Here is a 12,919-nt window from a genome sequence, read left to right as displayed (position 1 = left end):
AGTACGCCATGCACGGTCAATCCCGATGAAGAAATCGCCACCACCGAGTTCGATCATGCAAGCAGACGCCCTCCTGACCCAGGCCGAGCTGGATTTCATCCAGAACATGCAGCATTCGCCACAATTGAACCTGGCCGACTCCATGTCGAGCCTGCTGGTCAATGGCGACCGCCGCATCCAGAGCCTGCTCACCCGGCTGGTGGCGAACGAACAGGTTACCTTGCAGGCCCAGTTCAACAACCAACAGATCAGCTTCCCCCTGCAATTGGTGGAGGACGAGTTCCACGCCCTGCACCTGCAACTGGGTTCACCGGAAATCTACGAAGACGGCCCCATGCTGCGCCCTTGGCGCCTGTCGATGGACCAGCCGAGCGCACTGCTCGGTGCCCATGACGAGATCAGCGGCCTGTGGGTGCGTGATATTTCCTTCAAAGGTGTGCTGCTGGAAGTCCGTGACCTGCCCTCGCCACCCGCCCGCTTCGAACTGCGCTTCGCCCCCGGCGGCATCAGCCCGATCGAACTGCACGGCGTACTGGGCCGGCGCATTGGCCCGGACCTGGCGGCCTATGACCTCAGCCAAAGCCCGGCCGAAGAAATCGAGCGTCTGCGCGACTACATCCTCCAGGCCCACCGCCGGGCCCACCCCGACCTGCACACTCAGGTATCTAGCTGACCTGCCAGAAACTGCCGCAGCCGCTGGCGCATGACACTACCCTGCGCTCCCAGGCAGGCGATAGCACTGCCAGCCAGGCTGGCCTGTGCCACTTCCGCCGCCTCACCGGCCAGTAACAACGGGCAGTCCAATACCGCCGCTAGGCGAGCCAAGTGCCGGATGAGTGCTGCGGTAGGCGGCTGATGGGAAAACAACACCAGGGCATCCGGCTTCAGGCGTTCGCAAACCAGCGCCAGCTCCTGCAGTGGCTGCCCGCTCGCCAACGGGGTCACACCTGTTTCGTCGCTGCCCAGGATCAGGCTGGTGACCAGCAGCTCAAGCTCATGGCACTGCCCCGGTAATGGCGCCAACAGCACGCTGCGGCTACGCGGCACATGGGCAAGCTGCAAACGAGCGAACACCCGGCCGCGCAAGAACTGGTCAAAGAACAGCCATTCACTGGCCTGCCCATAGCCGCCCTGGCGGACGGCCATGTCGTGCCACACAGGCATGAACACTTCGCTGAAAACGTGGTCCAGGGTGCTGGCGGCAAACACCTCCTGGAAAAGCAGATCAAGGCCCGCCATGTCGAAACGCTGCACCGCCAGGCGGATCTGGTGCTGCCAGCGTAGCCAGGCGTCCGTCGCATCACCGGCCTGGTCGGCAAGGGCATGGCCACGCGCAAGAATACTGCCCACTTTGCTGACCGCCACACCGCGCTCCAGCCACCCGAGGATACGGCGGATTTCATCGATATCGGCCTGGGAATACAGGCGGTGGCCACTGTCGGTACGGATTGGCTGGATCAGGCCATAACGACGCTCCCAGGCCCGCAGGGTCACAGCGTTGACACCGGTCAGACGGGAAACTTCACGAATTGGAAACAGCTCCTTCTGTTCGAAACTCGCATCGATCACCGGATTACGTCGCTGTTCGTTCATCTGCAAGGGGTACCCTGAGTGCGGAAGTTGAACGGGTATTCTACTGCGACGGCACGCGCCGCAGGGTGCAACCGTTGGCCGGATGACATTTGCCGCAGATCGCACATGCGCGATAATCCGCGCCCGATTCTTGCATGCACGCCTGTGTCGCCCACCACCCCGGGCCACACAGCCAAAGGGGCCAGCTACCCGCCAGCCCCGTTGCCAGGAGATATACGATGTCTACCCCACCCGTCACCCTGATGGTGTCGCGCCGCGCCGCCCATGGCCGCTACCAGGACTTGCTGGCCTGGTTGCATGAAGGCGAGCAGCTGGCCACCGACTTTCCCGGCTACCTTGGCTCGGGCATCCTTGCGCCGCCCCGCGATGGCGACGAATTCCAGATTATCTTCCGCTTCAGCGACGAGCCCACCCTGCATGCCTGGGAACACTCCGCCTCGCGCCGGGCCTGGTTACAACGCGGCAACGGCCTGTTCGAACGTCCCAAAGAGGCGCGCGTAAGGGGTATCGACGACTGGTTTGGCACCAACACGGTGCAAAAACCACCCCGCTGGAAACAGGCCGTGGCGATCTGGCTGGCATTCTTCCCGGTCTCGTTGCTGTTCAACCTGCTGTTTGGCCACTGGTTGGCAGCGCTGGACTTGGTACCCCGGGTACTGCTCAGCACCCTGGCGCTGACACCCGTGATGGTCTACCTGTTCATCCCCCTGTCCACCCGCCTGCTGGCCGGTTGGCTGCATGCCACCCCAACGCCCCCTGGCGCCCTGCGCAGCCGCTGAGGGCAGGCCATACAACAGGGAAACAGTTCGGGTATGCTGGGTGGCAACCAAAGGACAGACAAGTTGACCGCCCGAACATGAACAGCCCCATTCTCGTTACCGGAGCCAGCCAGCGCGTCGGGCTGGCCCTGGCCCTTGAACTGGCACAGGCCGGCCATACAGTGGTCAGTGCCAGCCGCAGTGTCCAGCCACAGACGGCCCACCCGAACATCGTGCAGTTCCAGGCCGACCTGTGCCAGGCGGCCGACCGCCAGGCCCTGATCGATCACCTGCACAGCCATTACGACGGCCTGCGCGCCATCATCCACAATGCCTCGCTGTGGCTTGATGACGGGCTCGACAACCTTGAAACCATGTTCCGCCTGCACGTCGAAGCGCCCTACCACCTCAACCTGGCCCTGGGCGACCTGCTGGCCAGGGTGGACAAAGCCGACATCATCCACATCTGCGACGAAACGTCCTCACGCGGCAGCAAGAGCCACATCGGTTATGCCGCCACCAAGGCCGCGCTGCAGAACATGGTGCTGTCGTTCGCCGAAAAATATGCGCCCAAGGTGCATGTGAACGGTATCCTGCCTGGGCTGCTGATCCTCAAGGAAGGGGGCGATGAAGCCTACCGCCAGCAAACCCTGAAAAAGGCCTTGCTGGAATTCGAACCCGGCGCCGGCCCGCTGATCGAGACCGTCAAGTACCTGCTCGCCAGCCAGTACAGCACCGGCAGCCAGGTGGTCATCAACGGCGGCCGCCACTTGAAAAACCGCATGACTTGAGAGACGCCCATGACCCCACAGCAACAGCTCGAACTCGAAGCCGCCGCGTTCCGGCGTTTGGTCGAACACCTGCAAAAGCGCACCGACGTGCAGAACATCGACCTGATGAACCTGTCCGGTTTCTGCCGCAACTGCCTGTCCAAGTGGTACAAGGCCGCAGCGGACGAGCGCCAGCTCGACCTGAGCCTGGATGACGCCCGCGAAACGGTGTACGGCATGCCCTACGGCGAGTGGAAAGCCCAACACCAGAAAGAAGCCAGCGCCGAACAACAAGCGGCGTTCGAAAAAGGAAAACCTCGTGACTGATCTGAACACCCTGCGCACCAGCCTGGCCAGCGGCCAACATGTATTTGCCGATACCCTGGCGTTCATTGCCGACAATTACAGCTACCAGCCCCAGGCCTTCAACAATGGTGGCGTGGAAAATGCGGCTGGGCAGAACGAAGGTTCGTGCAAGACGTTGGGCCTGGCACTGCTGGAAGGGCTGAGCGATCAGGAAGCGCTGCTGGCCTTTGGCGAGCACTACCGTGATGTGGTGGCCACGCCTGAGGGTAGCGACCATGGCAATATCCGTGCGCTGATCAAGCATGGGCTGGCTGGGGTGAAGTTTGCTGCGCAGCCTTTGGCGCGCAAGGCTTGAGATAGCCGGGGCCGCTTTACGGCCCCAAAATTTTGAGCCCACCATCAATCCATGATGGTGCCAGGCCCTCCTTCTTCCAGCCCTCCCTGCTGCAACCACTGCAAGGCTACCGGCCACAGGCTTTCGCGAAAGCGGTCATGGAAGAACGCGAAGTGGCCAATTTCCTCGACCGAGATATCCACAGGCGCGATGCGCAGGTGCCGGGCACCCTGCATATAACGCAGCAAACGCTCGGTGGCCGCGACGGTGCCGAAAGGGTCATCGGTCAGGCTGATGGCCAGGGTTGCCGCCCGCACCTGAGCGAACGGGAGCGTTTTCAGTTCACGGCCGCTGGGCCGGTGTTCGTAACGCGGGGTTCGTGTGGTCCAGTCGTGCACCACCCCGGACGGCGTGTCCTCCAGCCAACCCAGGCGCTTGCCGGGAAAGTAGCCAAACACCCGGTTCAATAGCGGCATCACCACATGCCACTTGCCAAACAGCTGCCAGCGCTGGTCGGCCGCGTAGTCGCGCCAGTAAGCAAACTGCGCGCCCACCATCACCACGCGGCGCACCCGATTGGCAGATGGCGCCAGGCCCACTGCACAGCCGCCGAAACTGTGCCCCACCACATCCACCGGCTGGCCAGGGAAATGCGTTGCCGCATGCGCCAGCATGGCTTCGAAATCGAGCCTGCCCCAGTCGCTCCATGAAGCCTGAAAACCGCGCAACGAAGCCGGGCGGGATTCGCCGATACCCCGGTAATCGTAGGTCAGCACATCGAAGCCCTGGGCGAACAGGAAGTCGGCAAAGCGTGAGTAATAACGGCAGCGTACCGAAGTGGCAGCGTTGATGATCACCAGCGGGCGCTGGGGGTCTGGCTGGGCGTGGCGCCAGCAGAAACCGCCGAGGCTGTAACCGTCGGCTGCGGGGTGGCGAAAGGCTGTGGCGGGTTGGGTGAGGCTGCTCATGGCGCATTCCCTGTTGTTGTGCGCCAAAACTAGCAAAGATTTTATAGCCTGTACCGGCCCGTTCGCAGGTGAACCCGCAAAAGAACCGGTACAGGCTATCGCCGATTACAGCTCGACGCAGTCGAACTTCACATCGGTAGCCACGTCTTCGTCGTAGTTGACGTCAGCACGCTCGAAGCCGAACAGGTTGAGGAACTGCTTCTTGTAACCGGCATAGTCGGTCAGCTCGAACAGGTTCTCGGTGGTCACCTGTGGCCACAGGGCCTTGCAGGCGCTCTGCACGTCGTCACGCAGTTCCCAATCGTCCAGACGCAGGCGGCCCTTCTCGTCGAGTTCGGCCGGGGCACCGTCGGCACGGTACATACGGTCGCGGTACATGCGGTCCAGCTGGTCCTGGGTGCCTTCGTGAACGCCCTTCTCCTGCATGATCTTGAAGACCATCGACAGGTACAGCGGCATCACCGGAATGGCCGAGCTGGCCTGAGTGACCACCGACTTCAGCACCGCCACGTTGGCGCCCCCCTTGAGTTCGCCGGCCAGTTTCTGGTCCAGGCGCAGGGCGGTTTCGTCCAGGTCCTGCTTGGCCTGGCCCAGCGCGCCGTGCCAGTAGATCGGCCAGGTGATGTCGCTGCCGATGTAGCTGAAGGCCACGGTGCGGGCGCCTTCGGCCAGCACGTCAGCGCCCGCCAGGGCGTCGATCCACAGCTGCCAGTCCTGGCCCCCCATGACGGTGACAGTGTCGGCGATTTCCTGCTCGGTGGCCGGCTCGATGCTGGCCTCGATGATGGTGTCCTTGTTGGTGTCGATGGCGGTCGACTTGTATGGCTGGCCGATTGGCTTCAGGGCCGAACGCACCAGTTCGCCGGTTTGCGGCAGCTTGCGCACAGGCGAAGCCAGCGAGTAGATGACCAGGTCAACCTTGCCACCCATTTCGTTCTTGATCAGTTCGATGACTTTGGCACGGGCCTCGTCAGAGAAGGCATCACCGTTGATCGACTTGCTGTACAGGCCCTCGGCCTTGGCAAACTTGTCGAAGGCAGCGGCGTTGTACCAGCCAGCAGTGCCGGCCTTGGTTTCGGTGCCTGGTTTTTCGAAGAACACACCCAGGGTGTCGGCCTTGAAGCCGAACGCTGCGGTGATGCGGGCCGCCAGGCCATAGCCGCTGGAAGCACCGATGACCAGGACCTTCTTCGGGCCATCCTCGCGCACGCCCAGCTTGCGGGTGGCTTCGATCTGGTCACGGACGTTGAGCTCGCAGCCCTTGGGGTGAGTCGTGGTGCAGATGAAACCGCGAACCTTAGGATGAATGATGGCCAATGTCTGTACCTCGTCAGGTTTATGCCGGGGAAGCGCCGCTTGAGGCGATTCCGATTGATCAGAGGGTGAGACTACCCCCGCAGGTTATCCGACACATATTACGGGGTGATCAAAGGGATGCAAAACGGTGGCAACCTCAATCCGGCAGTAAAGCCGCTCTAAGCCAATCCAGAAACTGCCTGGCCAGCGGATCATCCTGACTGTCCCGATGTACCAGACAAGCCCACGCGGGCCCGCGAACGCGCTGCGCCGACAACGCCTGCAAACGCCCCTCTTCCACTGCCCGCCGCGCCAGCAACTGGCTGACCAACGCCACCCCAAGCCCCTCGCTCGCCGCATCCAGCAACAAACCGGGGTCGGAAAAGTTCAACCCTTTGCCCTGCTGCCCCACCTCTTCGCCGCCTTCCAGTTGCCAGTGGCTCCAGTCCATTTCGCGCTCGCCATGCAGCGTGGTGCGCTGCTGTACCGGCGTTTGCAGCAAGACTGGGTGGCAAGCCGGGTACAGCTGGTCTTGATGCAGCACGCTGAAACTGCACTCGGCCTGAGCACTGAGGTCGTCGCGGATGGCAAGGTCGATGGTTTCGGTGGCCATGTCCGGCACCTCGAAACTGGTGAACAACCACAAGTCCACCTCCGGGCAGCGCTGATGGAAGTCCGTCAGTCGCGGCAACAGCCAGTGCCTGGCAAACGCCGGGCTGGTATTCACCACCAACTGGTTGGGCTTGCGGTACTGGTCGAGCCGACGAATGCCCACGGCCAGGTGCTGCAGCAATGATTGCGTGGTACTGAGCAGGTCGTGCCCGGCGTCTGTCAGGCTCACGCTGCGGCCACTGCGGTAGAACAGCGGCTGTTCCAGGTAGGTTTCCAGGCTGCGGATCTGCTGGCTGATGGCCGACTGGGTCAGGTTCAGCGCCTCGGCGGCCTTGTGGAAGCTACCCAGTCGCGCGGCGGCCTCGAAGCCGCGCAGGGCATTCAGGGGTGGCCAGTGTTTAAGCATGATTGATAAGCCCTGCTAATCAAATGTGCGCTAAATCTATCGTTTGTCGCCAGCCATGCCTAGCCATAGCATGAACACCAACACCCGCGACGGCGGGCTTCGTTGATAAAAAACCCTAATAGATCGGAGTTCACTATGCACCTGTCCCTCGACAGCGGCTGGCGCATGCCCGCCGAATGGGCACGCCACGCGGCAACCTGGATGGTCTGGCCACACAATCAGGCCCTGTGGGAAAGCGGCTGGAACGTGCGCCTGGCCGATGTCCAGCAGGACTACGCCCGAGTCGCAGCGGCCATCGCCCGTTTCGAGCCGGTGAAGATGGTGGCCGCCCCGTCCGCCGTGGCCAGCGCCCGCGCCCTGTGTGGTGCCAACATCGAGCTGATCGAACTGGCGGTGGACGACAGCTGGTGCCGTGACAGCGGCCCGAGCTTCATCTGCCACCCGCAGCACGGCCTGGCCGGCCTGAGCTGGCGCTTCAATGCCTGGGGCGGCAAGTCGCAGCACAGCCAAGACCGCAGCCTGGGCCGGCGCATCCTCGACCAGCTGGGCCTGGACGGGTTCAGCACTGCACTGTGCAACGAAGGGGGTGCGATTCATGTCGACGGCGAAGGCACGCTGATCACCACCGAATCGGTGCTGCTCAACCCCAACCGCAACCCTGGCGTGAGCAAGGCCGATTTCGAGGCCTGTTTCGCCCGCCACCTGGGCATCCGCAAGACCATCTGGCTGCCAGGTGACCCGCAGTACGTCACCGGCGACATGACCGACGGCCACGTCGATGGCGTGTGCGCCTTCGCCCGCCCTGGCGTGCTGCTGGTGGATGCCACTCGAGACCCGCATTCGGTGTACGCCGAAGTGGTGCGGGAAAACCGCCGCGCCCTGGAGCTGGCAACCGATGCGCAGGGCCGCCACTTCGAACTGCTCGACCTGTACGAGGCCAGCGCCGCCGTTGACCCGAATGCCGAGGTGTTCTGCGCCTCCTACACCAACTTCTACATCGCCAACGGCGCAATCATCATGCCGGCCTATGGCATCGCAGCCGACCAGGACGCAGCTGCGCAACTGGCCCACGCCTTCCCGGGCCGCGAGATCGTACCGGTGCGCATCGACCACATTGCCCACGGCGGTGGCGGCATTCACTGCATCACCCAGCAACAGCCGCAGGTACAGCCATGAGCCTGCTGCGCGTGGCCACCACGCAGATGCCGTGCAGCTGGAACCTGCCCGATAACCTCGACCGCGCCGAACACCTGGTGCGCCAGGCTGCTGCCAAAGGTGCCCAGGTGATCCTGCTGCAAGAGCTGTTCGCCACCCCGTACTTCTGCATCGAACAACACCACCAGCACCAGGCCCTCGCCCAGCCCTATCCCGACAGCCCGATACTGCAGCGCTTCGCGGCGCTGGCCGGCGAGCTGGGCGTGGTGCTACCGCTTAGCTGGTACGAGCGCGCCGGCAATGCCTTTTTCAACTCGCTGACCGTGGCCGATGCCGATGGCCGCCTGCTGGGGGTATACCGCAAGACCCACATCCCCAACGCCATTGGCTACCAGGAGAAGGAATATTTCAGCCCCGGCGACACGGGCTTCAAGGTCTGGGACACCGCGTTCGGGCGACTGGGCATTGGTATCTGCTGGGACCAGTGGTTCCCCGAAACGGCCCGTTGCCTGGCCTTGATGGGTGCTGAAGTGCTGCTGTTCCCCACCGCCATCGGCTCCGAGCCCGGCTGCGCCGAACTGGACTCGCGTGACCATTGGCAAATAGCCATGCGCGGCCACGCCGCCGCCAACCTGCTGCCGGTGGTGGCGGCCAATCGCGTCGGTGAGGAGGTCGCGGCCAGCGATGCATCGTTGTCCATGCGCTTCTATGGCTCGTCGTTCATCTGTGACCACAAGGGCGCCATGCTCAGCGAGGCGGACCGCGACAACACGGGCATCTGGTTGCACGACCTGGACCTTGCAGCCATGCGCGAAGACCGGCTGAGCTGGGGCATCTACCGCGATCGTCGCCCAGAGATGTACGCCCCCCTGCTGACCCTGGACGGCAAGCATCCACACCCCCTGAGGGCCTGAGCATGAAACGCCACGTTCTAGCCGCAATGGCGCTGGCCATCTGCGCCAGCCAGGCACAGGCCGAACAGCCCGTGCTGCGCCTGTACAACTGGGCCGATTATTTTGCCGAAGACACCCTCAAGCAGTTCACGGCCGAAACCGGCATCCAGGTGATCTACGACGTCATGGATGGCAGTGAAGTGCTCGAAGCCAAGCTGATGTCAGGGCGCAGTGGCTACGACCTGGTGTTCCCCGGTGACACCGTTGCCGAGCGGCTGATGCGCGCCGGGAGCCTGCAGCCATTGGACCACAGCCGCCTTGAGGCACTGGACGACATCGAGCCCGGCCTGCGCCAGCTGCATGCTCGCTACCCCAAGGCCAGCCAGGCCACCGTGCCCTACACCTGGGGCACCATCGGCCTGACGGTGAATGCCGACAAAGTCCGCCAGCGCATGCCCGATGCGCCGCTGGACAACCTCGACCTGCTGTTCAAACCAGCGCTGGCCGCCAAGTTCGCCGACTGTGGCATTTCGGTGATCGACTCGCCCGACGAAGTGCTAGCCGTGGTGCTCAACTACCTGGGCCGCGAGCCGCGCAGCGCCAAGCGTGAAGACCTGGCCGCCGCCAGCGAACTGCTCAAGGCCATACGCCCGTACGTGCGCAAGTTCCAGTCGCAGCCGGTGACCGAACTGGTCAACGAAAACCTGTGTGTGTCGCTGGGCTACAGCGGCGACGTGATCCAGGCCCAGCGTACCGCCGATGCCGCAGGCAAGCACCTGGACTTCCAATACCGTGTCCCCCGCCAGGGCACCACGGTGTGGATGGACACCATGGCCATCCCGGCCGATGCCAAGCACCCGGAATACGCCTATCGTTTCATCAACTTCGTCATGCGCCCGGCAAACATGGCCGCCATCAGCAACTTCACCGGCTACCCCACCGCCAGCGCCAAAGCGCGCCAGGCCGTGGACCCGCGCATGCGCGACAACCCCGACATCTACCTCGACGAAGCCACCTACACCCGGCTGATTCCGGGACGTGATATCCCACAGGCCGACATGCGGGCACGCATGCGCGTGTGGACACGCTTCAAGACTGCACAGGACTGACCCATGCCTAGCCGTAGAACCTTCCTGCAACTGTCACTGGCCGCTGGCCTCGGCACCGGCCTTGGCCTGCCGCTGGGCCTGGCCCGCGCTGAAGAACCGGGGCGCTGGTTCATGCCCGACGAAGGTGAACCACAGCAACGCGCCTTCATCGCCTTTGGCGCGCAGGATGCCATTTGGGAAGACTTCACCGCCGATGTGCAAGCTGCCCTGGGCCGTATCGCCCAGGCCATCGCGCGTTATCAGCCGGTCACCGTGTTCTGCCGGGCCAGCGAACGCAAGCTGGCCGAGCAGCACTGTGGCAGCCCACGCACCCGCTTTGTCGAATGCAACCTGGACGATATCTGGATGCGCGACATTGGCGCCAACTTCGTCCTCGATGACGACGGCGCGCTGGGTGCGGTGGACTTCAATTTCAACGGCTGGGGCAACAAGCAGCGCCACCGCAACGATGCGCAGCTGGCCAAACGGGTCGCTACCCTGGCGGGCGGTCAGTACCAACGCAGCGAGCTGGTAGGTGAAGGTGGCGCCATTGAAGTGGATGGCCATGGCACTGGCATCATGACCGAGAGCAGCTGGATCAACGCCAACCGCAACCCGGGCTGGAGCAAGGCCGACGTCGAGGCGGAGCTCAAGGCGCGCCTTGGGTTGAGCAAGGTCATCTGGCTGCCAGGCATCGCCGGCAACGACATTACCGACGGGCATGTGGATTTCTATGCCCGCTTCGTGCGGCCGGGGGTGGTCATTGCCAATCTCGACAATGACCCGGATTCGTATGATTACGCCGTGACGCGCAAGCACCTGGATATCCTCAGGCAGGCCACCGATGCCGAGGGGCGCAAGTTGCAGATACATGTGGTGTCACCGCCAATGCGTGGGCGGCGTAACAGGTTCAGCAAAGGCAATGACGACTTTGCAGCGGGGTACATCAATTACTTCGTGATCAATGGTGCGGTCATCGCACCGCAGTTTGGCGATGCGCAGGCAGATGAGAAGGCACGGGCGTTGCTGGCAGCGTTGTATCCGGGGCGGGATATCGTGCAGCTGGATATCGATGCCATTGCGGCAGGGGGTGGGGGAATTCACTGTGTGACCCATCAGTGCCCGGCTGTATGAAGGTCGCCAGGTGCATGTCGACAGAAGTTCGGCGCCTATGAGACCGAGCGCCGCCCGCGCGGCGCATCGCGAGCTGCGCTCGCTCCTACGTTTGTTTCGGGCCAATTATTCCTGGGGGATTTGCGCGCGAACGCCTTGGCGCACGACTCGGTGTCGCGTCTTACCAACAAGGCGGTCGCGCGCGCCTGTCACAAGCGTTACTGGCCCGAAACAAACGTAGGAGCGAGCGCAGCTCGCGATGCGCCGCGCGGGCGGCGCTCGATCTCATAGGCGCGGAATATCCGACGACATACCCTCTAGCAACCCCATTGATTTGTTTTTCACATCAATCACAAAGAAAAACAAACTTAACAAATCAACCAAACCCGCCGATGCTGGCAGCACCATGCCCATTGCCCGGAGAACAACAACATGAACGACGTGGTCATTGTCGCCGCAACCCGTACCGCCATCGGCAGCTTCCAGGGCGCCCTGGCTACAGTGCCTGCGGTCGACCTCGGTGCCGCCGTGATCAAGCGCCTGCTGGAACAGACCGGGCTGGACCCGGCGCAGGTCGACGAAGTGATCCTCGGCCAGGTACTCACCGCAGGTGCCGGGCAGAACCCGGCGCGCCAGGCCGCGATCAAGGCCGGCCTGCCCTACAGTGTTCCGGCACTGACCCTGAACAAGGTCTGCGGCTCGGGCCTCAAGGCCCTGCACCTGGCCGCCCAGGCCATTCGCTGCGGTGACGCCGAAGTGGTGATTGCCGGCGGCCAGGAAAACATGAGCCTTGCCCCTTACGTGATGCCTTCGGCACGCACCGGCCAGCGCATGGGCCATGGCCAGCTGATCGACAGCATGATCACCGACGGTTTGTGGGATGCCTTCAACGACTACCACATGGGGATCACCGCCGAGAACCTGGTGGACACGTACAGCCTGAGCCGAGAGCAGCAGGACGCCTTTGCCGCCGAGTCGCAGCGCAAGGCGGTGGCGGCTATCGAGGCCGGGCGTTTCGATGACGAAATCACGCCGATCGTGATGCCGCAGAAAAAGGGTGACCCCAGAGTGTTTGCGCGTGACGAACAGCCACGCCCGGACACCACCGCGCAATCCTTGGCCAAACTGCGTCCTGCGTTCAAGAAAGATGGCAGCGTTACCGCTGGCAACGCCTCCAGCCTCAATGACGGGGCAGCCGCCGTGCTGCTGATGAGCGCCGCCAAGGCCAAGGCCCTTGGACTGCCGGTACTGGCGAAGATCGCAGCTTATGCCAGTGCCGGCGTAGACCCGGCAATCATGGGCATCGGGCCGGTTTCCGCGACCCAGCGTTGCCTGGACAAGGCCGGCTGGCAGTTGGCCGAACTGGACCTGATCGAAGCCAACGAAGCGTTCGCCGCGCAAGCGCTGGCGGTGGGCAAGGCACTGGAATGGGATGCGGCACGGGTCAACGTGAATGGCGGGGCGATTGCGTTGGGCCACCCGATTGGTGCATCCGGCTGCCGCGTGCTGGTGACCTTGCTGCACGAGATGATCAAGCGGGATGTGAAGAAAGGCCTGGCTACCTTGTGCATTGGGGGTGGCCAAGGGGTGGCGCTGGCGATAGAGCGTTGATCCCAGCCTGAGTTGA

General features: G+C 63.3%; 14 protein-coding genes. 10 read left to right on the top strand and 4 right to left on the bottom strand.

Going from position 1 to position 12,919, the window contains the following annotated elements; translation table 11 throughout:
* Positions 1 to 55: 55 nt before the first annotated feature.
* Positions 56 to 673 carry a hypothetical protein gene (locus ACF8R4_RS20285; RefSeq protein WP_392493322.1) on the top strand — a complete coding sequence of 206 codons (618 nt, stop codon included), beginning with the start codon at positions 56 to 58 and terminating at the stop codon, positions 671 to 673.
* On the opposite strand, the gene ACF8R4_RS20280 is transcribed toward ACF8R4_RS20285, so the two are convergent.
* Positions 658 to 1,593: a MerR family transcriptional regulator gene (locus ACF8R4_RS20280; RefSeq protein ID WP_104833965.1), complete on the bottom strand. Its 936-nt coding sequence runs from the start codon at positions 1,591 to 1,593 to the stop codon at positions 658 to 660. The genes ACF8R4_RS20285 and ACF8R4_RS20280 overlap by 16 nt on opposite strands.
* A gap of 218 nt (positions 1,594 to 1,811) precedes the next feature.
* Between ACF8R4_RS20280 and ACF8R4_RS20275 the strand changes: the two genes are divergently transcribed.
* From ACF8R4_RS20275 to ACF8R4_RS20260, 4 genes are all read left to right on the top strand, one after another.
* Entirely contained in the window at positions 1,812 to 2,372 is a 561-nt protein-coding gene (locus ACF8R4_RS20275; RefSeq protein ID WP_060499967.1) for a hypothetical protein, read from the top strand.
* 77 nt (positions 2,373 to 2,449) lie between these two features.
* Entirely contained in the window at positions 2,450 to 3,142 is a 693-nt protein-coding gene (gene folM / locus ACF8R4_RS20270; protein ID WP_060499968.1) for a dihydromonapterin reductase, read from the top strand.
* A 9-nt stretch (positions 3,143 to 3,151) separates the two neighbouring features.
* Positions 3,152 to 3,448, top strand: a complete 297-nt coding sequence (locus tag ACF8R4_RS20265) for a DUF1244 domain-containing protein (protein WP_392493320.1) — start codon at positions 3,152 to 3,154, stop codon at positions 3,446 to 3,448.
* The gene (locus ACF8R4_RS20260) at positions 3,441 to 3,782 is read left to right on the top strand and encodes a HopJ type III effector protein (protein ID WP_060499970.1); all 342 of its coding nucleotides are present in this window, start codon (positions 3,441 to 3,443) and stop codon (positions 3,780 to 3,782) included. Before ACF8R4_RS20265 ends, ACF8R4_RS20260 begins: the two co-directional genes overlap by 8 nt.
* Positions 3,783 to 3,826: 44 nt before the next feature.
* Here the strand turns inward: ACF8R4_RS20260 and ACF8R4_RS20255 are convergent, their stop codons facing one another.
* From ACF8R4_RS20255 to ACF8R4_RS20245, 3 genes are all read right to left on the bottom strand, one after another.
* Positions 3,827 to 4,729 (bottom strand): alpha/beta fold hydrolase, encoded by a 903-nt coding sequence (locus tag ACF8R4_RS20255; RefSeq protein WP_104833963.1) that lies wholly within the window; start codon positions 4,727 to 4,729, stop codon positions 3,827 to 3,829.
* A 105-nt stretch (positions 4,730 to 4,834) separates the two neighbouring features.
* Positions 4,835 to 6,046: an enoyl-ACP reductase FabV gene (gene fabV / locus ACF8R4_RS20250; RefSeq protein WP_060499972.1), complete on the bottom strand. Its 1,212-nt coding sequence runs from the start codon at positions 6,044 to 6,046 to the stop codon at positions 4,835 to 4,837.
* A 136-nt stretch (positions 6,047 to 6,182) separates the two neighbouring features.
* A complete protein-coding gene (locus ACF8R4_RS20245; protein ID WP_392493317.1) occupies positions 6,183 to 7,043 on the bottom strand; it encodes a LysR substrate-binding domain-containing protein in 861 nt (286 codons plus the stop codon).
* 135 nt (positions 7,044 to 7,178) lie between these two features.
* Here ACF8R4_RS20245 and ACF8R4_RS20240 point away from each other — a divergent pair, with 135 nt between their 5' ends.
* The 5 genes from ACF8R4_RS20240 to ACF8R4_RS20220 all read left to right on the top strand — a co-directional run bounded on the left by ACF8R4_RS20240 (position 7,179) and on the right by ACF8R4_RS20220 (position 12,903).
* Complete coding sequence (locus ACF8R4_RS20240; protein ID WP_104833962.1) at positions 7,179 to 8,219, top strand: agmatine/peptidylarginine deiminase; 1,041 nt, start codon at positions 7,179 to 7,181, stop codon at positions 8,217 to 8,219.
* Complete coding sequence (aguB, locus tag ACF8R4_RS20235) at positions 8,216 to 9,112, top strand: N-carbamoylputrescine amidase (RefSeq protein ID WP_392493315.1); 897 nt, start codon at positions 8,216 to 8,218, stop codon at positions 9,110 to 9,112. The genes ACF8R4_RS20240 and aguB overlap by 4 nt, the downstream gene beginning before the upstream one ends.
* 2 nt (positions 9,113 to 9,114) lie before the next feature.
* Positions 9,115 to 10,200: an extracellular solute-binding protein gene (locus ACF8R4_RS20230; RefSeq protein WP_392493313.1), complete on the top strand. Its 1,086-nt coding sequence runs from the start codon at positions 9,115 to 9,117 to the stop codon at positions 10,198 to 10,200.
* Positions 10,201 to 10,203: 3 nt separating this feature from the next.
* Positions 10,204 to 11,313 carry an agmatine/peptidylarginine deiminase gene (locus ACF8R4_RS20225; RefSeq protein WP_156867123.1) on the top strand — a complete coding sequence of 370 codons (1,110 nt, stop codon included), beginning with the start codon at positions 10,204 to 10,206 and terminating at the stop codon, positions 11,311 to 11,313.
* Between the two features lie 411 nt (positions 11,314 to 11,724).
* Positions 11,725 to 12,903 carry an acetyl-CoA C-acetyltransferase gene (locus ACF8R4_RS20220; RefSeq protein ID WP_060499979.1) on the top strand — a complete coding sequence of 393 codons (1,179 nt, stop codon included), beginning with the start codon at positions 11,725 to 11,727 and terminating at the stop codon, positions 12,901 to 12,903.
* Positions 12,904 to 12,919: the final 16 nt, after the last annotated feature.

Origin of the sequence: Pseudomonas sp. FYR_2, assembly GCF_043106425.1 — a bacterium.
Taxonomy (GTDB): domain Bacteria; phylum Pseudomonadota; class Gammaproteobacteria; order Pseudomonadales; family Pseudomonadaceae; genus Aquipseudomonas; species Aquipseudomonas monteilii.
Note: the sequence above shows the minus strand (reverse complement) of the source record. Positions and strands in the feature narration are given on the sequence as shown.

Coding starts and splice junctions, on each gene's coding strand:
- ACF8R4_RS20285 (WP_392493322.1), top strand. CDS start 56: ATGCAAGCAGACGCCCTCCTGACCCAGGCCGAGCTGGATTTCATCCAG.
- ACF8R4_RS20280 (WP_104833965.1), bottom strand. CDS start 1,593: ATGAACGAACAGCGACGTAATCCGGTGATCGATGCGAGTTTCGAACAG.
- ACF8R4_RS20275 (WP_060499967.1), top strand. CDS start 1,812: ATGTCTACCCCACCCGTCACCCTGATGGTGTCGCGCCGCGCCGCCCAT.
- folM (WP_060499968.1), top strand. CDS start 2,450: ATGAACAGCCCCATTCTCGTTACCGGAGCCAGCCAGCGCGTCGGGCTG.
- ACF8R4_RS20265 (WP_392493320.1), top strand. CDS start 3,152: ATGACCCCACAGCAACAGCTCGAACTCGAAGCCGCCGCGTTCCGGCGT.
- ACF8R4_RS20255 (WP_104833963.1), bottom strand. CDS start 4,729: ATGAGCAGCCTCACCCAACCCGCCACAGCCTTTCGCCACCCCGCAGCC.
- ACF8R4_RS20245 (WP_392493317.1), bottom strand. CDS start 7,043: ATGCTTAAACACTGGCCACCCCTGAATGCCCTGCGCGGCTTCGAGGCC.
- ACF8R4_RS20240 (WP_104833962.1), top strand. CDS start 7,179: ATGCACCTGTCCCTCGACAGCGGCTGGCGCATGCCCGCCGAATGGGCA.
- aguB (WP_392493315.1), top strand. CDS start 8,216: ATGAGCCTGCTGCGCGTGGCCACCACGCAGATGCCGTGCAGCTGGAAC.
- ACF8R4_RS20230 (WP_392493313.1), top strand. CDS start 9,115: ATGAAACGCCACGTTCTAGCCGCAATGGCGCTGGCCATCTGCGCCAGC.
- ACF8R4_RS20225 (WP_156867123.1), top strand. CDS start 10,204: ATGCCTAGCCGTAGAACCTTCCTGCAACTGTCACTGGCCGCTGGCCTC.
- ACF8R4_RS20220 (WP_060499979.1), top strand. CDS start 11,725: ATGAACGACGTGGTCATTGTCGCCGCAACCCGTACCGCCATCGGCAGC.